The organism is Idiomarina sp. H2, assembly GCF_004364275.1.
Taxonomy (GTDB): Bacteria; Pseudomonadota; Gammaproteobacteria; order Enterobacterales; family Alteromonadaceae; genus Idiomarina; species Idiomarina loihiensis.
The window spans coordinates 45,434-61,018 of the sequence record NZ_SNZY01000004.1 but is presented as its reverse complement, the minus strand read 5'-3'; the positions used below and the strand labels follow the sequence as shown (position 1 = coordinate 61,018).

The window sequence follows — 15,585 nt, the reverse complement described above, 5'->3', positions numbered from 1 at the left end:
TGCGACCATCTTATTCTTCCTGCTCGCCTTCTGCCAGCACAACAAAAAAACCACCACCGCTAAAAATTAACGATGGTGGTTTTGCTATAGCTAATACGTTAAATAATAACTACTGGCTTGTACTAACACCCAGCTCTTTCAGCAAGTTATCCGCGTGGTCAACGTATTCCATCTGCCACAGCATGTAGCGAGTATCCACCTGAATAGAACGGGTGTTCTCCAAGTTGAAATCCCAATCGGAAATAATGGAATCCAGCGTGCCGTCGAAAGCCAGACCAACAAACTCGCCTTTATGGTTCAAAACCGCAGAACCTGAATTACCACCGGTAATATCCAAAGTAGCAAGGTAGTTCACAGGTACAGAATTTAAATCCGCTTTCTCATAAGGACCGAAGTCACCGGCTTCAATCGCCTTCAGTTGTTCTTCCGGCGCATTAAACTCCCCTTCACCAGTGGCTTTTTCTGTTACACCACGCAAGGTGGTAAAAGGTGCCCAGGCATTACCGTCTTCGGTACCATGGTCGCGGCCTGCAACGTTACCGTAAGTAATTCTCAGCGTGCTGTTCGCATCAGGGTACACGGCCTCTCCTTTACTTTGCATAAAGGCAATTTTTGCGCGCATGTAGTCAGCGTAGGCTTGCTGAATTTTACCGGAAAGTTCTTCGCTCTTTTTCTCATCTTCTAAATCGGAAGGATAAAGTGCGACAGCGGCTTTAACGAACGGATCTTCGCTTTGCTCAAACTGTTCCGGGTCAAATTCCAACAACGCCATGCGGCTATCTCGGTCAAGTAAGCTAGTGCTTTCATACCAACCGTCAATTAACGCGCTTAACTCGTCGTTGCTCATGCCATCACGCAGACCCATAGCTTTATCGAAAGCGGCATCGCGCTCTGACTTAGGCTGTGCCATGTAGCTGCTCAGATTGTGCAGATCTAATGCCTTCTCAACCTTAGCGTCAAAATTGCGATCCATACCCGCTAAATATGACTCAAAGCGCGGAATATCACGTTCCTGGTAACCGGCTTTGCGTTCGGCGTCGGGCTTGGTGCCTTCCTGAGCCAAACGGTGCACAGCGCGGGCAACAGAAAGCAAACGCGGCGTTGCATTATTCAGTTGGTAATCAGCACGACTTTTCTTATGGCGCTGCTGTAGCAACGTATCAATGGTATTAAGCCCATCGGCATACAACGCTTTTTTCGTGCGGTCGCTGTTTACCCACTCAGTCAGCTCTTTATGTTCCTGTTGCTTACGTTCCAGCAAGTCGCTGTTCGCAAAGCTGTCCAGCATACCCTGACGGTTTTTCAGGTAATTGTTCAGGCCGGCAACACGGCTGGCGTACTTGAGCTCCGCATCTTTATCGTCGGCTGTTTCCCGGGCAATAATGTCCAGTGAATCCTGAAACTGTTCAACTGTTTTAGGGTAGCTCCATTCAAAGGTTTCTTTTACTTCAGACGGCAGACGATGACGGTTCGTGCGGCCCGGATACCCCAGAGCCATAACAAAATCACCCTCTTCCAAGCCTTCGCTGGCTATCGTTAAGTGGTAATCCGGCTTATAAGGTACGTTGTCTTCGCTGTAATCGGCTGACTCACCTTCCGGGCTGACATAGGCGCGTAAAAAACTGTAGTCGCCAGTGTGGCGTGGCCACATCCAGTTATCGGTATCGCCGCCAAATTTGCCCACACCACTTGCCGGTGCATGGACTAAGCGAACATCTTTAATTTCCAGCTGTTTAATTAAGTAATACTCGAGGCTACCGTAGTATGCAGCTACCGTGCAACGATGCCCTTCATCCTCTTCACACTCTGCCACCAAAGCTTTCTGGTTATCTTCTATTGCGTCCAGACGCGCTTTGCCCGTTAACTCGGTTACTTTGGCATCAATCACCTTATTAGTGACTTCATCAACTGCTTTGGTCACAAAAATACGGCTGCCCGGCGCCGCCGGTACTTCTGCACTTAAGTCTTTGGCTAAAAAGCCATTAGCAAGCAAATCGTTCTCTGGTGTAGAGTTATGAGCAATGCTGTTGTAAGCGCAATGATGGTTGGTCGCCACTAAGCCTTCTGGTGACACAAACGAGGCCGAACATCCGCCCAGGCTAACAATGGCAGCAGCGGGGAACTCAGTTAATTTAGAAATATCATTAGGGTCAATAGTCAGACCTGCCGCCTTCAGCTTATCGGCAATTTCCGGTAACTGTTTGGGCATCCACATACCTTCATCGGCTGCCGCAAAACAGCTGACTACAGACAAAGCAATCAATAACTTTTTCATAGTGTCTCTTCTGTTAATTGTTAGGGAGGGAACAATAACCTCTGATAAAAGCTATAGTCATAGTCTTGCCGAAACTTGTCAATAAACAGACAAGTAATGTTACAAAATAACAGTGTCAAAATTTAGGCACAAAAAAGGCCGTGCAAAAGCACAGCCTCTTACAAGTAAAGCTTGCTGTTTTTACCAAGCGTATTTAACACTCAGTTCCACATTGCGCGGAGCACCGAAAAAGCCCTGATTATAAAAGTCGATGCTGGAATAGTACTTTTTATCGAACAGGTTGTTGACGTTAAAGCTCAGATCCCAGTTTTGGCTTAGCTTATAGTTGGCCATGGCATTCACGACGGTGTAGCTGTCCTGAGTAAAGGTTTCGCCATTTGGGCCTATATTCGGGTTAGACGATATTTTGCTCTGCCAGTTGGCGTTCACACCGACTTTCAATTCATCTGTGGCAGTATAAAGTACGCTGGCTTTCACCATGTCTTCGGGTAAATAAGGCGCATAGTCTGAACCATCACGATCTTCCGACTCGTTGTGCGTATAACTGAAGAAAATATTCAGTGAATCGGTTGGCTTACCATTTAACTCAAACTCATAACCTTCACTTTCGGCACCATCAACTCCGATAGACGGCTGGATAGTCGTGCCTGGTAGGAAATCCGGGTTATCGGGGTCATTAATCGCTAGGTTATCTTCTTTCACTTTAAAGACGGCAACACTGGCTGTTAAAGCTTCATTAAAGAAGTCGCCTTTAACGCCCAATTCTGCGTTTGAACCTTCCACCGGACCGATGAGTTCATTTTCTGCATTTCGCGCGCTTTGAGGTTTAAAAATCTCCGTGTAGCTGGCATAAGTTGAAATGACGTCTGTGACATCATAAACCAGCCCGAAATAAGGGGTGTTAACGCCTGAGTTTTTATAATCGCTTGGCGACCAGGGTGACTGTACAAAAGTGTCATAGGTTGTGATTCTATTACCTAAAATGGCAGTTAAGTCATCCGTTAAACTCAATTGTGCCGCAGCGTATATTCCTTTTTGCTTATATGATTCATACGTTCCATAAGCGGGAGTGTCGCTAAAGTTAATGGGATCGACCCCATTCCCCCAGTCAAACAAACTAGGAACGTCTATGGCATCAGCACTGCTATAAGAAACAGAATCAACATTTTGTTCAGAGCTCAAAGCACCGGCGGTTAATTGGTGCTCACGACCAAATAGCTCGAAAGGACCTGACGCCAAAAAGCGATATGAAGTTTGCTCACGTTCAGCAACATAATGATTCGGCGATGTTCCTAAGCCTTGTCCGGTGTCTTTGTTTGGAAAACCGGAGAAATACAACAGATATCCGTCCATATCATCTTTACGACGCTCAACATCCAGTTGAATATCCCAGCCGTTATCAAAAGCATGCTCTAACTGAACGAATACACTAGTACTTTCTCTATCCCATCGATTCCAGGTCGATGCTGTCGTTGTACTAACTGGCAAATCATCAGCCTGCGTACCATCGTCATAAAACAGAGGCAGTGCGCCCCACATACTTCCTTTGGGGTTACGCTCGCTATAATCAGCGCCCATGGTTAAACGCGTTTGTGTCGTTAAATCAGCAGTTACAACGGCATAGATTTGCGCGTTTTCTTTTTCGGACAAATTGACGTAACTGTCACCTTCTTCATAGGCAAGCGCAACACGTCCTTTTACGTTTCCATCCTCAGACAAAGTTTGAGAGTGATCAGCTTCTAATCTGTAATTACTCCACGAGCCAATCCCCAGGCTCGCATAACCACCATCTTCCGCTTTAGGGCGCTTACGAATAAGGTTAATGGCAGCAGAAGGTTCGCCGACACCGGTTAACAAACCCGTAGCGCCACGCACAATTTCAACGCGTTCAAAAATAACGGAGTCCGCCAATGCTTCACTAAAGAAGCTGTTGTACGCAATAGGCACACCGTCAAACTGGAAGTTGGTCACATCGCGGCCACGGGCACGGAAGAAAAATCGGTCAGTTTCGGCCTGTTGCGCCTGAATACCCGGTGCAAACTGCATCACATCGGCAACCGTATCGAGTGAGAAGCTGTCTATAAAGGTGCGGTCAATAATTGAAATCGACTGTGGAGTCTGACGCAGTGTTAGCGGCAGCCCTGTTGCAGTAGTCGCCTGATCTAAAGAACTGCCGGTAACCTTAATGTGTTCAAAAATCTTTTCCTGCGTTCCCGCTTTTTCTTTGTTTTCTTCAGCAGAAGCTTCGTTTTGTGCGGCTACAGCAGCGGAGCTTAACAGCGCGGATGCTACCGCTGTGGCTATGAAATTTCTGGCAAATGCCTTCATGAATCGCCTCCCTACCAAATCATTGTATTTGATAATTGTTCGTATTTACAATATCATTTCGGAAAATTTCTCGGGGGAGTTGGAATGACGCAAAGGCAATGGTTTAAATTACATGGGTGGTGCTCGCTGCCAATATGGATCCTGTTTTGCTTTATCTGCATTACCGGTACCATCGCCGTATTCAGTCACGAGCTAACCTGGCTGTTTAACGAAAATGCGCGCGCGGTTAACCCAGACAATTTACCCGCTCAGCCTATCTCCGAGTTAGTTGCTACCGTTAAAGACCAGTTTCCAACGGCCAACGTTACGACGGTAATGACTTTTGAGCCTTATATTATTAACGCCGTCGTTTTCTCCGATGAAAACATCCCGATGGGCATTGCTTATGTAAACCAGTACACCGGCGAAATTCAGGAAGTTAACCAAGGCATTACTTTTATTAACTTTATGCGCTCACTGCATAGCTGGTTGCTATTCCCCTGGCAAGACGGCTACAGCGTGGGTTACTACCTGGTTTCGGCTATGTCCTTTGTCATGATTGGCGCTCTGGTTACCGGCCTGGTCATTTATAAAAGGTTCTGGCGTGCTTACTCGCAACCTAAAATTCGTGCCAAGCAAGGCAAAAAAACCCTCTTAACCGACTTACACAAGCACGGCGGCGCGTGGTCCATCTGGTTCCTCATTGTTATGAGTTTAACTGGCCTCTGGTACTTTACTCAGCAAGTGCTCTGGCACGCAGACATTGATATTGAAGAACACGCTCCGCTGGTTGAAGTATCTGACATTCCTATGGGAGAAAAAGCACAGGCTCCGGTGTCTTTTGAAGACGCTTTGCTTATAGCGGAGCAGCGCTTCCCTGATATCCGTCCCAGCTTCATTATGATGCCTGAGCATAACCGTGACATGTTCAAAATTATGGGCGGTGGCGACTTCATTTTCTACGACCAATACTCTTACCGGCTGGATATTAACCCGTGGAATGGTGAGATAGCGCGAGCCGTTTCGCCCGACAATATGAATACCGTGCAAACCATTCAGCATATTGTTGATCCGCTGCACTACGGCACTATTGGCGGTATCTGGACTAAAGCTATCTGGTTTATTTTTGGACTTATTTTGTCGGCCATGTCCATTACCGGATTTTTGATTTGGGGTTCTCGCACAGTGAAAGCGGCAAAAGCCAAACGCACACCGCTGCAAGAGTCGTTACAGAATGAAGGAGCTAACTAATGGCACGCCGTAAAAATACCTTCTGGAACCGAAATAAATTTAAGCTCAGTGGCTTAATTCTTATTCTGCCCTTTTACTTTTTATATGAGCAGTTGCAGCCACCTGAATTCCCTCCTGTCTGGGATGAAAAGGCCGCAGGCCCATTTAAAGTGGCCTTGCAACCAGCCAATAATGACGCGCCTTACGCACATCATGAAGACTGGGTAAAAGACTTTTCAGCGTACGTTAACGAAGGAAAAGTCAGAGATATTCGTCAGGGTTACGTGAACATTGGCGAGGAGCCAATAGCTATTGAAGAACTGCAACAAGATGATGTCGGCATTTTGCACGGCAGTGAGTTATTGCAGCACGTACATGCTATAGCGCCACAAAAACTCAATTCACAACAGCGCGTTTGGGTCACTTTGCAAACCTGGAATGGTGACGTTCATCAAGCTCATTGGGAACTTCCAGAAACTTGGGTGAAATAACACTTTAAACGCGAATCGTTTTCATTTAGAATTCCCGTCAATTTAGATCGCATCTAATATTTGAGGGGAATAATGAAGATTCAAAAGACTGTTCTGGCGGCTAGCATTATGGCCGCTTTAGCTTCCACCAGCAGCTACGCACAAGAAGAAAAACAAGAAAAAACGCAAGAAGAGATGATGGAAACCATCAATGTCAGCTCTCGCGGACTTATCTCTTACGTTAGTGCCACTGGCTCCAAATCTGACACGCCAATTATTGAAACGCCTTTATCGGTTTCGGTTCTTACCGAAGCCCGTATTCAGGACTTAGGTGCTGTTACCGTGCAGGATGCTATCGGCTACGTTGCAGGCTTGTACAACGGTCCATACGGCGTTGACACTCGTGGCGACTGGGCTCAGATTCGTGGCGTTGCTCCAGTTCAGTACCTTGATGGCCTTAAATCTCTGTTTGGTAACTACAACAACGTTCGCGTTAACCCTTATTCTCTCGGTCAAATTGAAGTTTTAAAAGGACCTAGCTCAGTTCTATACGGACAAGGCTCTACCGGCGGTATCATCAACCTGGTAAGTAAGCGTCCGAAGGCAGAAACTGAAGGCCAGTTCTGGGCTCAATTGGGTAACTACTCACGTAAGCAAGTTGCCGGCGATATTACTGGTGCATTGAACGATGATGCTTCGTTAACCGGCCGCTTTGTAGGCTTATACCGCGACAGCGATACGCAAACCGATTACGTTCCGGATAACAGCCTGGTGCTAAATCCGTCATTGAGCTGGCATGCCTCTGAAGATACGAAAATTACCTTAATTGGCAACATTCAGCGCAATGAGTCAGGCTCTAGCACGCAATTTTTCCCCTGGCAGGGCACCTTGTTACCAAACGAATTTGACCAAATTGACAGCTCAACTTTTGTGTCAGAACCCGGCTTTGATAAATACGATACGGAACAAGACGCGCTAACAGCGATTGTTGAACACGACATTAATCTGGACTGGAGTCTGCGCCTGGCCAGCCGTTACAGCGACAGCAGTTCTGAGTACAACACAATGTACGGTTGGCCGCCGGTGTTCGCGGAAGATAATCGTACAGTCAATCGCGTATCTTACCTGTCGCGTGCTGATGCCAGAGCATGGACCACAGATTTACAGCTTCATGGCAACCTAAATACCGGCGCGGTCGAACACGACTTAGTTTTCGGTATCGACTTCCAGGATGCCTATACTGATAACGACACTGCCTACGGCGCGATGAATACACTCGATTTATACAACCCGGTGTACGGTCAGGCAACTGGCTTACCGACAGAAGCCGATCTTTCAGACGCACCTTCCAGTACAACCTACCAGCTTGGCGTTTATGTGCAGGACAACATGCGCATAGCAGACAAATGGTTAGTGTCAGCAGCTTTGCGTAGAGATCGCGCTACAACGAATCCTGAAATGTCAGATTCAACGGATCAGTACGCCACAACCGGCCGTTTAGGTTTTATGTATTTAATGGACGGTGGCGTTTCTCCTTACGTTAGCTATAGCGAATCATTTTCTCCGGTATTAGGTACTGACGCTTTCGGTAAAGCCTTTGTCCCTAACGAAGGTAAACAATGGGAAGCTGGCGTTAAATACCAGCCCGAAGGTACAGAGCATTTGTTAACTGCGTCTGTTTACAAGATAACTGAAGAAAACCGCACAACCAGTGTTAACGCAGAACAAGCGGCAGACCCAGACATTGTTGACCCTAATGGCCAAGTGCAAACTGGTGAAGTTGAAATTGAAGGGGTTGAACTGGAAGCTCAGCTGGCCTGGGATTCTCTGGACGTTTACGCCAGCTACGCGTACACCGATGCTGTAGTCAGTGAAAGTAATACCGTCGGAGAAGAAGGGGCAACGCTCTCTGCTACTCCAGATCAGCAAGCATCTGTCTGGGCAACTTATCGTCCGGATAATTGGAACGGCTTTAAAATTGGTGCTGGCGTTCGCTATGTAGGTAATACTTCCGATGGCAGTGCTTACGTTGAGCAAAACGGTGTGGTACTCAATGACCCACTAGAAACTCCAAGCTATACCGTATTCGACGCAATGATCGGTTACGACTGGGATAACTACAGCTTAAGTCTGGATATCGACAACCTGACCGACAAAACTGTATTAACCTCGTGCTTGTCTCGTGGCGACTGTTTCTACGGACAGCAACGCACTATTATGGCGAACTTCCGTTATAACTTCTAAGGCTTATTAAGTTTAGCTTTCACGTGCAGCCCCGGGCGTCTATCTTCCCAGCGTCCGGGGCTCTTTTTTAGGTGTGAGTTATTCGTTGGTGTAATATTGAACGCCAATTTCTATGCGGTCACGGCCATTCTTCAGGCGCCACCGATTCATGTCTCGTAATGAGTAAACGCAGCCGCAGTATTCCTGCTGATAAAAACGCTCACGTTTGGCAATTTCCACCATACGCGCCGCGCCGCCTTGCTTACGCCAGTTAAAAGTCCAGTAATGCAAACCTGGGTATGGTGCTACAGCGCGCTTACCACAGTCGTTAATCTGGTCCATGTTTTTCCAGCGTGAAATACCTAAGCAACTGGTAATAGTGTCAAAACCGTTTTCGTGGGCATACAACGCTGTACGCTCAAAGCGCATATCAAAACATTCGGTGCAGCGTTCACCGCGCTCCGGTTCCCACTCCAGACCTTTAACTCGTTCGAACCAGTTTTTAGAGTCGTAATCGCAGTCAATGAAGTCGACACCCAGCTTCTCAGCAAAACGGATGTTCTCTTCTTTGCGCAGCAGATACTCTTTTTCCGGATGAATATTCGGGTTATAGAAGAAAATGGTAAATTTAATGCCAGCTTCCGCCATGCGCTCCATAACCTCGCCTGAACATGGCGCGCAGCAAGAGTGCAGCAACACATGATCAGACCCCGTCGGAGTCTCCAAAACAATGGATTCTTTCTTGTTTCTAGCCATAATTCTCTCTTCGCGGCTGAAATTTGTGCGAATTATAACTCAAACAGGCGGGGGTGATCACGGTTTTGACAAGATTAAAATTTAAACTAGAATAGGTATATCCATTTTGGATATACAGGAAGACCAATGACTAAAACAAGCTTATTTAAAAGTAACAAAACTCAAGCTGTACGATTGCCAAAAGACGTTGCCTTTTCCGAAGACGTTAAAGAGGTGGAAGTTTTAGTGGTTGGTGAAAGCCGAATTATTACTCCGGCCAAAACAAGCTGGGCATCCTGGTTTAACGGCGAACCCGCAAGCGATGACTTTATGGTTGAACGCGAGCAGCCTGAGGAGCAGGAGCGCGACCCGCTATGAACTTGCGCTATATGCTCGATACGAATATCTGCATCTATATTATGAAGAATAGACCAGCATACTTAGCCCCTATTTTTGATGAGCATTCGCGCGAGCTCTGCATCAGTTCAGTTACAGTAATGGAGCTTCAATATGGTGTCGAAAACTCGCAGCAACGTACAACTAATGCCGACAAACTCGACAGCTTTTTGGCTCGTTTAAAAATACTAAATTACGATACTGACGCGGCTTATCACACAGCACTTATTCGTCACAAACTGAAACAGCAAGGCACACCAATTGGCCCCTATGATCAGATGATAGCTGGCCATGCCAGATGCTATGGACTCACGGTTGTTACCAATAACACCGGAGAATTTGAGCGAGTTCCCGGGCTTATTACCGAAACCTGGCTGCAACAACCACCGCAATCATCAATCAATGAGCCAACTCCAGCCTATCGTTAAAAGAAATGTCAGACCCTTGCCTGCGATTGACCAATATACCTCGCCCAGTATTAGCTATATGCACTAACTTGACGTTCAAATGTTTCGGTATATTCAATGCTAATTGCCGTCATTCGTCAGCACTTTCTCAAGATTAGAACGGAGCTGATTTGAAGATAAGGTACGTCCAGCTTTTAAATCTTTTTCCGCGAATGACATTAGCTTCATAAAAGCCATTTGTTCTTGCTGCATTTCATACTGGGCTGGATCCTGCACCACATAGAGTGGCTCCCCATTTTGGGTAACAACAACAGGCTCCTCAACATTCATTGAGGAAAGTTCTTTCTTAAATGCTGAAACCGTTGTGATGCGTGACTGTTTAGTTTGATACATTGTCTGAGCCCCTAGACTAGGTTACTTTTAAAATTATAGATGGAAACCAAGCGACTAACCCAGCAACTGCTTACTCAGCATGCCAATAATAAAGCCCAATACAGCTCCGAGTGAGGGCGTCCGGTGGCGGCGCATTTTCGCCTGTGGGGCAATGTCCTGAAACACCAGGTAGAGAATGCCGCCCGCGGCAAAACTCATGATCATAGCCGTAATTGCCGGGGTGTCGCTCAACCATAAATAGCCCGAAATTGCTGCAAGAGGGCCAAAGAATGAGGCTGCAAACAGCCCGCCCAGTGCCATTTTTTTGGTGAGCCCCGCCGCTTTCAGTTCCCGGTAGGCATTAAAGCCCTCGGGAAAATTTTGTGCGCCAATGAAAACGGCTAATAACAGCCCTGTATTTGGACTGATGGCAAAAACGGCACCTAACGATAAAGCCTCGGGAACAAAGTCCATTAGCATGGCAAGAAATTGAGAGGCATTTCCACCCTGTTTAGCCAACCACGCATCAATGCAGCAAAAGACTATACCGCCGCTGGCAAACAACAAAGTGAGAGACCAGGCATTCAATTCTTTCATTCCCTCAGGAACCAGAGCAAAGGCGACTGCGGACACTAAAATGCCACCGCCAAAGGCGGTAATGCCGTGAATAAACTCACGCTTTCCGGTAGTTTTGGGCGTGCCTTCGTAACGGGCAAATACACCACCTAAAAAGGCGGAAAGCCCCGCCCCCCAGGCCAGTAACAGCATCATGTAAACATTCATAACTAAACCTTATCAAATACAGAGCCGGTGTCCGGGCTAAACAATTTACTGTAAAGCTTGGTCGCGTAGTTGTCTGTCATTCCGGAAATATAGTCACAAATAACACGCTTGGGGTTTTCTGCGTTTTTATATTTTTGCAAAGTAGAGCCAGGCAGCAGTTGCTCTGGGTTTTCGCTCAGTACCTGAAACAGCTTCAAGATCATCATCTGGCCTTTGTACTCCAGAACCTGCACCGAAGAGCTGCGAATAACATGCTTAAACACAAAGTCCTTCAGCACTTGCAGAGTATGTTCAATGTTCTCAGGAAGGCTTGCCTGCAGATCTAACCAGGGCGATTCAAACCGGTTCTGCTCTTTCACTTCAATGGCATCCACAAAATGCCCGACAAGCTTACTAATTGCGTGCTTACGCGCACGGCTTTGGCCTGAAAAAAGCGCCTCGGTGTAAAACCGCTCTTCCTGCATAATAACGCTGTTGTCGTCCAACACAGCGAGTACGTCTTCGCGCCACTGCTTTTCGGTCACCAGGTTCAGTGCCAGTGAGTCTTCCAAGTCATGTATGCCATAGGAAATATCATCCGCCAATTCCATAATGGAGGTATCAAAGGCTTTATACTGCGCTTTGGTTTTACCCTCTTTCGTTTTAGTGGAGCGAAAAGTCGCTTTGTCATTGGGAGTCAGCGGTTCCAGTATCCAATCCAGCACATCTTGTTCGTCGTCATGAATAGATTTGGGCGGTTTAAAAGCACTTAAGTGGTCTTCGGCAGACAGTGAGCGAGTACTAACTTCGCTATGCAACACCGGATACTTAAGCACGCCGAGTAAAGTGCGTCGGGTTAAATCCAAACCATCGTGGTCGGAATACTCACCCAGCTTTGAAATAATACGCAGCGTCTGCCCGTTACCTTCAAAACCACCATCCCTGTGCATGTGGTAGTTAAGTGCTACTTCTCCACCATGCCCGAACGGCGGGTGACCAATATCGTGCGCCAGACAAATGGCCTCAATTTGAAAGTAAGACGGAATATGCGTCGAAATAGCGTCGTTCTCTGCATACTTTTGCTTTAACTTCTCACAAATGCCCGAACCAATCTGAGCCACTTCCATAGAATGCGTTAAGCGCGTGCGGTAAAAGTCACTTTCGCCCACACCCAGCACCTGAGTTTTTGCCTGCAAGCGGCGAAACGCCGACGAATGAATAATACGCGCCCTGTCACGCTGAGCATCGCTGTCCGGCGTAGCGGCATTAAAGGTCGTGGTTTTTCCTGAGCGGCGTTGGTGCATATCAGTCCATTCGTTTTTGGTTTCCTATAACCACAGCAAAACAAATTTTTGCGGGTTTGCCCAGAGAAACCTGTTCATAAATGGCACACCTCTTGCTGTTTCTATCCATAAACGCGAATAACGCACTAAAAAGGCAAAACATTGCCACACGGCAATGCCAGTTTTGGATAAGGAAAAGCCATGAACATGAACCCTGTGAGTAATAACGCGAGTTATCCGACGACAACAACGACCCAAAGTAATAAAAATGAGGAACCTGGCAGCGGAAACATAGCACCGGAACAAGACCGTGAGTCGCTGATAGACAATGCCTACCGCAGCATATTGTTGAATCGTATGGGTGTTGATACCGGACATCTGGAAGAAATTGAGCAAAAGATAGAAGAGCTTGAGAGTAAATCCAGCCTTACCAAAGAAGAAAAAGACGAACTTAACAGCCTGATGGAAGCGCGCGATCAGCTTTTCGAAGATGCTATGCGTCGCCAGGCCAAAGAAGGCAATAACGGCAAACAGTCCAATATTCCCATAGCAATAACTGAAAACTTTAATGCCCGTAAGATTTCGCCCAACGACATGAGCGAACTAGCCAGCCAGTTGTTTGAAGCCGGCGTTATTACTCGTGAGCAGCGCAGCGCAATGAGTTTTCAAATCTCCAAAACCAGCCTACACAAAACCTTTACGCCAGAGTCTCAGCAGATAGACCCGGATAAGCCCATGGATTTTGTGAAGTTTTGGGAAGATAGGGTAAAAGCCAACGACTATTTTGACGTATCAGCAAAAGAAAAAGCGAAAGACCAAGGAATTTTAGATGTGCTGCGGCAGGTTTAATTTACTTTTTTGAGTCATCCAGATCAGACTTTTTCGCTTCAGCTAAAAGCTTCTCTGCTTCGGCACTAATAGCCTTTAGCCGCGCTGTCGTCGGCCTAAAAAGGGACTCTACTTTAGGGTTACAGGCTTCCAACTGGCGCACCATAGCTTCAAATAACTCAGCACCTACCATGTAACCAGCGGTTTTATTGTGGGAAAGTACCGCCACAGGCTCAGCTTCAAAATACTGGCAGGGGTGCTTGCGCACGTCACTGGCAGATACCGTTTTTTCAGCCAATATAGTTTGTGTGTTCATACTTTACCTCACCACTTTTATACCTATTGACTAAATTATAGCCACAAAACATACGAAATTACAAACAAAATAATATACATAAATATGTACAATTTAATTTTCTGTCTGTTTTTTCAAATCACTATTTTGCGCTTCAATTTCACTGATGTATTTTGACTGATGCTCGCGTGCGAATTGCACTGCTTTATTCGAGGCCTTCAGCGCACTCTCGTTGTTGTCATTCATTGAGTAAACCGTTGCCAGGCTGTCCCACAAAATTTCGGACTGGTCGAATTCCTCAACACCTTTCTCCAGAATTGCCTGTCCCCAGTCAACTTTGCCTTCATAAGCGGCTTTTAGGCCATAAACGTTATACTGGTGAACCGACATAGGGAAGTCGTAACCCACCGCTTTTTCGTAATCAGCGTAGAACGCCTGCAACTGCTCCAGCGACTTAATTTCGATGTTTGGCACCGCGTTAAACCCACGAAAAACGGATTTAAGCCCCTCGACATTGCCAATTAGTGGCGTGCTGTCATGGGTTTCGTTGTGGAACTGCTTTGACTCCCAATTAAAAGCCGATTCCGACTTCGCTTTAAGCACCTTCAATAAACGTTCATAGGCCTCGGCCATTTCATTAGGCTCATTCGCCATACTGACAAACCAACGTACCGCCGGCTTTACTTCCTCTTGCTCTGCCGCTTTTATGTCTTTTATAAGCGCAAAGCCATCCCACCAAAGGCTTGGACTAACCGATATTGCGGCATTGATAAAATCCGAATGGTGAGTCGCCAGATAACTGGTGTAGAGCCCTGACAGCGAATGCCCGGTAACCACTGTATAAGGCGACACTCTGTACTTTTTCTGCAACGCGGGCATAAGCTCATCTTGCAAAAACTGGGTGTACTGCTCGGCACCGCCAGAGCGGTCAGCGTAGGCTTCCATTTTTGTGTAAGTAAAGCGCTTTAAGCGGTTCCTTGCACTGACCCCGACAACAATCATTTCCGGCACAATAGAAAAGGTACTTAAAAAATTAATGTTACCCGCTATGTGCTCAAACTGCGTTGAACCGTCCATAACCAGTAGCACCGGATACTGAAAACTGTCTGAATGCTGATAGCTTTCCGGCAACGCAACCCGCGCCGTTATCCCTTCATCAAGGAGCTTAGATTCCATAGTGAAGATTTCAGCGGTGTGCGCGCTGGCAGCGGTGACGAGAACAAATAGACAGGCAAATGAACGGGTTAAGCTTTTAAAGGAAAGAGTCATTAGATCAGTAAGTTACTGGGTAGTGGGGGTATATTAGAACTATTTTGGGGTGGGGGCAATTGGGGAGTAGCAAGGACATCATGTTGCGGCAGCTTTCATCTAGCGTTAATTTAGTTGTTTCGTATTAGTAGAACCTGAGGCTACGCTTAATTGGCAGACGTTCATAATAAAGATCAGCGACGCAAGAACATGCGTGCTATTAAGTCAGCTGATACTTCAATTGAAGTGCGGGTTCGCAAGATGCTCTGGCATGCTGGCTACCGCTATCGCCTGAACGTAAAAAGCCTGCCCGGAACCCCCGATATCTATTTGCCTAAGTATCGCGCAGCAATTCAAATCAATGGCTGTCTCTGGCATGGACACAATTGCCCTCAGTTTGTGCTGCCTAAAACCAGAACTGAGTTCTGGAAAAGCAAAATTACCGATAATGTTTTGAGAGATTTTCGCAACTTAACTAAGGTCAATGATTATGGCATTCGCCAGCTAGTAATATGGCAATGCTCACTTCAGGGTACAGCCAGGTTGCCGGAAGATTATATTTTGTCGCTGATTGAACGTTGGCTTCAAAGCAAAGATCAATTTTCTTTAGTAGATAAAAATGGCTTATCACAGCTATCGACTATTAACTATTTCAACCAAATTTCAAACCTACTTCCTTCGGAGAGGCTCATAAATTAGAGGTAAATTACAATCAAATCTCGGTGATAGCGCACCAAGAATAATGTATGCTAAC

At 46.5% G+C, this 15,585-nt stretch carries 15 protein-coding genes; 7 read left to right on the top strand and 8 right to left on the bottom strand.

From position 1 onward, the window contains the following. Window positions 1–109: 109 nt before the first annotated feature. Both DET62_RS06290 and DET62_RS06285 read right to left on the bottom strand, forming a co-directional pair. Complete coding sequence (locus DET62_RS06290) at window positions 110–2,275, bottom strand: S46 family peptidase (protein WP_110013503.1); 2,166 nt, start codon at window positions 2,273–2,275, stop codon at window positions 110–112. A gap of 180 nt (window positions 2,276–2,455) precedes the next feature. Continuing rightward, window positions 2,456–4,603, bottom strand: coding sequence for a TonB-dependent siderophore receptor (locus tag DET62_RS06285; protein WP_110013504.1), 2,148 nt, complete (start codon window positions 4,601–4,603; stop codon window positions 2,456–2,458). An 84-nt stretch (window positions 4,604–4,687) separates the two neighbouring features. On the opposite strand from DET62_RS06285, the gene DET62_RS06280 reads away from it, so the two are divergent. The 3 genes from DET62_RS06280 to DET62_RS06270 all read left to right on the top strand — a co-directional run bounded on the left by DET62_RS06280 (window position 4,688) and on the right by DET62_RS06270 (window position 8,526). Beyond that, window positions 4,688–5,833: a PepSY-associated TM helix domain-containing protein gene (locus DET62_RS06280; RefSeq protein WP_110013505.1), complete on the top strand. Its 1,146-nt coding sequence runs from the start codon at window positions 4,688–4,690 to the stop codon at window positions 5,831–5,833. Then, on the top strand, window positions 5,833–6,303 hold the full coding sequence (locus DET62_RS06275; RefSeq protein ID WP_011235737.1) for a hypothetical protein: 471 nt from the start codon (window positions 5,833–5,835) through the stop codon (window positions 6,301–6,303). Before DET62_RS06280 ends, DET62_RS06275 begins: the two co-directional genes overlap by 1 nt. A 72-nt stretch (window positions 6,304–6,375) precedes the next feature. Beyond that, complete coding sequence (locus tag DET62_RS06270; RefSeq protein ID WP_110013506.1) at window positions 6,376–8,526, top strand: TonB-dependent siderophore receptor; 2,151 nt, start codon at window positions 6,376–6,378, stop codon at window positions 8,524–8,526. A gap of 78 nt (window positions 8,527–8,604) precedes the next feature. Here DET62_RS06270 and DET62_RS06265 read toward each other — a convergent pair whose 3' ends face one another. Next, on the bottom strand, window positions 8,605–9,261 hold the full coding sequence (locus tag DET62_RS06265) for an epoxyqueuosine reductase QueH (protein ID WP_110013507.1): 657 nt from the start codon (window positions 9,259–9,261) through the stop codon (window positions 8,605–8,607). Between the two features lie 126 nt (window positions 9,262–9,387). On the opposite strand from DET62_RS06265, the gene vapB reads away from it, so the two are divergent. Together vapB and DET62_RS06255 are read left to right on the top strand one after the other, a co-directional pair. Further along, window positions 9,388–9,618, top strand: coding sequence for a type II toxin-antitoxin system VapB family antitoxin (gene vapB / locus DET62_RS06260; RefSeq protein WP_110013508.1), 231 nt, complete (start codon window positions 9,388–9,390; stop codon window positions 9,616–9,618). Continuing rightward, the gene (locus tag DET62_RS06255) at window positions 9,615–10,064 is read left to right on the top strand and encodes a type II toxin-antitoxin system VapC family toxin (RefSeq protein ID WP_034822876.1); all 450 of its coding nucleotides are present in this window, start codon (window positions 9,615–9,617) and stop codon (window positions 10,062–10,064) included. The genes vapB and DET62_RS06255 overlap by 4 nt, the downstream gene beginning before the upstream one ends. Window positions 10,065–10,163: 99 nt before the next feature. Here DET62_RS06255 and DET62_RS06250 read toward each other — a convergent pair whose 3' ends face one another. From DET62_RS06250 to DET62_RS06240, 3 genes are read right to left on the bottom strand one after another with little or no spacing between them, the layout of a single operon-like run. After that, window positions 10,164–10,436: a type II toxin-antitoxin system prevent-host-death family antitoxin gene (locus DET62_RS06250; RefSeq protein ID WP_110013509.1), complete on the bottom strand. Its 273-nt coding sequence runs from the start codon at window positions 10,434–10,436 to the stop codon at window positions 10,164–10,166. Between the two features lie 54 nt (window positions 10,437–10,490). Further along, window positions 10,491–11,198: a ZIP family metal transporter gene (locus DET62_RS06245; RefSeq protein WP_110013510.1), complete on the bottom strand. Its 708-nt coding sequence runs from the start codon at window positions 11,196–11,198 to the stop codon at window positions 10,491–10,493. A gap of 2 nt (window positions 11,199–11,200) precedes the next feature. Beyond that, complete coding sequence (locus tag DET62_RS06240) at window positions 11,201–12,481, bottom strand: anti-phage deoxyguanosine triphosphatase (protein WP_110013511.1); 1,281 nt, start codon at window positions 12,479–12,481, stop codon at window positions 11,201–11,203. Between the two features lie 180 nt (window positions 12,482–12,661). Between DET62_RS06240 and DET62_RS06235 the strand changes: the two genes are divergently transcribed. Next, complete coding sequence (locus DET62_RS06235) at window positions 12,662–13,309, top strand: hypothetical protein (protein ID WP_110013512.1); 648 nt, start codon at window positions 12,662–12,664, stop codon at window positions 13,307–13,309. A gap of 1 nt (window position 13,310) precedes the next feature. Here the strand turns inward: DET62_RS06235 and yafN are convergent, their stop codons facing one another. Continuing rightward, window positions 13,311–13,604: a type I toxin-antitoxin system antitoxin YafN gene (gene yafN, locus DET62_RS06230; RefSeq protein ID WP_034822886.1), complete on the bottom strand. Its 294-nt coding sequence runs from the start codon at window positions 13,602–13,604 to the stop codon at window positions 13,311–13,313. 93 nt (window positions 13,605–13,697) lie between these two features. Next, window positions 13,698–14,759 carry an alpha/beta hydrolase-fold protein gene (locus DET62_RS06225; protein WP_243734893.1) on the bottom strand — a complete coding sequence of 354 codons (1,062 nt, stop codon included), beginning with the start codon at window positions 14,757–14,759 and terminating at the stop codon, window positions 13,698–13,700. A 243-nt stretch (window positions 14,760–15,002) separates the two neighbouring features. Here DET62_RS06225 and vsr point away from each other — a divergent pair, with 243 nt between their 5' ends. Continuing rightward, complete coding sequence (gene vsr / locus DET62_RS06220) at window positions 15,003–15,530, top strand: DNA mismatch endonuclease Vsr (protein ID WP_110013514.1); 528 nt, start codon at window positions 15,003–15,005, stop codon at window positions 15,528–15,530. Window positions 15,531–15,585: the final 55 nt, after the last annotated feature.